The sequence below is a fragment of the Acidimicrobiales bacterium genome (genome assembly GCA_036399815.1).
Taxonomy (GTDB): domain Bacteria; phylum Actinomycetota; class Acidimicrobiia; order Acidimicrobiales; family DASWMK01; genus DASWMK01.
Window position 1 is genome coordinate 1 of the sequence record DASWMK010000199.1, and the last position, 2,074, is coordinate 2,074.

The following is a 2,074-nucleotide window of genomic DNA, read 5'->3' on the forward strand; positions in this document are numbered from 1 at the left end:
GGCGACGATAGCGAAGGCCGCGCCGGCGCCCGGCGGACCCCGCCCGGCCGGCCGGCGCCCTCAGGCCGTCGTGCCGAACAGCAGCCAGGCCCGGGCGTCGGCGTCGGTGGCGCCGACGCGGGCCCGCATGCGGGCGGCCAGGTCGCCGGTGACCTCGACGGCGACGCACGTGCCGGGGATGCGGTACTCCTCGACGACCCGGTCGACGAGGGCGTGGTGCTCGGGCGGCACGTCGTCGAGGGCGCCGCCGGCCGCCCGGCGCTGCACCCACGTGCCCAGCCGGGAGGCCTCGACCCCCTCGGGCACGGGGACGACGACGAGCCGGTCGGTGGCGGCGAGGGGCCCGCCGTCGGCGCCCGCCCGCGCCACCGCGTCCTCGTAGGCGTCGGCGGCGTCGGGCCCGACGGCGAGCGCGGTGAACGGTGGCACGGTCCGAACTGTACGGCGCGGGCAAGCGGGCGATGGGCCGTTCGGCCCGTCAAGGTCGGCCCCGCCGGCGTCGAAGTTCCCACCGTGGTCCTCAGCGGTCCGCCGCCCACGACGGCGCTCGCGCTCATACGCGCCCGACGTGCGCTCGCCGCCGCGGGCCTCGACCCGACCCTGCCCCTCGAGCGGGCGGCCAGCGCCACGAACGAGGTGTGGTACGCCGGTCGCTACGTGCTCCGCCTCGGCCCGAGGGGCGACGGGCGGCTGTCCAGGGAGGCCGAGCTGGTCCCCCTCGTGCCCGGCGAGCTCGGCTACCCGCCGGTGGTGGCGGCCGGGTCGGACGCCAGCGTGGACTGGCTGATCACCCGCCGGGTGCCGGGCCTGCCGCTCAGCCGCTGCTGGCCGGGCATGGACGACGACCGCAGGGAGCGGGCCGTCCACCAGGTCGCGGCCAAGCTCGCCGCCCTCCACCGCACCCAGGCCGACCTCCGCCTCCCACCGCCGCTGCGGGCCCCTCAGCTCCTCGACCCCGCGGCCAGGGGCGGCCGCCGGGCCGTGCTCCCGCTCCTCGCCGCCCTCGACCGGGCCGTCAACCTGCCCTTCGTCGACCGGCGGGTGCTGGCCGACGCCGCCGACCTGGCGAGGACGACGGCCACCGCCCTCGACCCCTGGCCCGCCCCCGGGATGGTCCACGGCGACGTGCACTTCGAGAACGTGCTCTGGGACGGGAGGTCGGTCACCGCGGTGCTCGACCTCGAGTGGTGCCGGCCCGGCCCGCCCGACCTCGACCTCGACGTGCTGCTGCGGTTCTGCGAGCTGCCGTTCCTCCACGTCGCGCCCGACTACGAGCACCTGACCAGGGCGGAGGACTACCAGCGGGTGCCGTGGTGGCTGGCCGACGCCTACCCGGACCTGTTCACCGTGCCCCGCCAGCTCGACCGGATGCGGCTCTACGCGCTGGCCTTCGACACGAGGGACCTGCTCGACGACCCGCCCCGGCGCCCGGTGCGGGAGCTGTCCGGCCAGCACGCGTGGCACCGGCTGGTGCGGACGGTCAGCGGGACGAGCCACCTCGACCGGCTCGCCCTGGCCATTCGCTGAGAGAATCTGCGTCGAAGGTTGTCAAGTTTTCTGTTGGCTAGGTATGGTGGTCGGCGGTTCGAACCAGGACCGACACGACAGGAGGCACCCAGCATGCTCATGCGGTTCGATCCCTTCCGGGACTTCGATCGCCTCGCCGCCCAGGCCTTCGGCACCCGTTCGTGGACCGGCGGCATGCCGATGGACGCCTACCGGCGGGGTGACCGCTTCTTCGTCCACCTCGACCTCCCCGGCGTCGACCCCGACTCGGTGGACCTGACCGTCGAGCGCAACGTCCTCACCGTCAAGGCCGAGCGCCGCTGGCAGCCCGCCGAGGGCGACGAGATGCTCGTGACCGAGCGGCCCAGGGGCGCGTTCACCCGCCAGCTCTTCCTCGGCGAGAACCTCGACATCGAGCGCATCGAGGCCCACTACGAGCACGGCGTCCTGACCCTCGCCATCCCGGTCGCCGAGACCGCCAAGGCCCGCCGCATCCAGATCGGCGGCGGCACCGGCGAGCGCAAGACCGTCGAGACCACGTCGACCGCCGCCTGACGCGACTGGCAGG

Annotated in this window: 3 protein-coding genes; 2 read left to right on the forward strand and 1 reads right to left on the reverse strand. The window is 75.3% G+C overall.

The features are described 5' to 3' along the window. Window positions 1-60: 60 nt before the first annotated feature. Window positions 61-429 (reverse strand): hypothetical protein, encoded by a 369-nt coding sequence (locus VGB14_14785; GenBank protein ID HEX9994192.1) that lies wholly within the window; start codon window positions 427-429, stop codon window positions 61-63. A gap of 84 nt (window positions 430-513) precedes the next feature. Between VGB14_14785 and VGB14_14790 the strand changes: the two genes are divergently transcribed. Further along, window positions 514-1,527, forward strand: coding sequence for an aminoglycoside phosphotransferase family protein (locus tag VGB14_14790; protein HEX9994193.1), 1,014 nt, complete (start codon window positions 514-516; stop codon window positions 1,525-1,527). Between the two features lie 93 nt (window positions 1,528-1,620). Continuing rightward, a complete protein-coding gene (locus tag VGB14_14795; protein HEX9994194.1) occupies window positions 1,621-2,061 on the forward strand; it encodes an Hsp20/alpha crystallin family protein in 441 nt (146 codons plus the stop codon). Window positions 2,062-2,074: the final 13 nt, after the last annotated feature.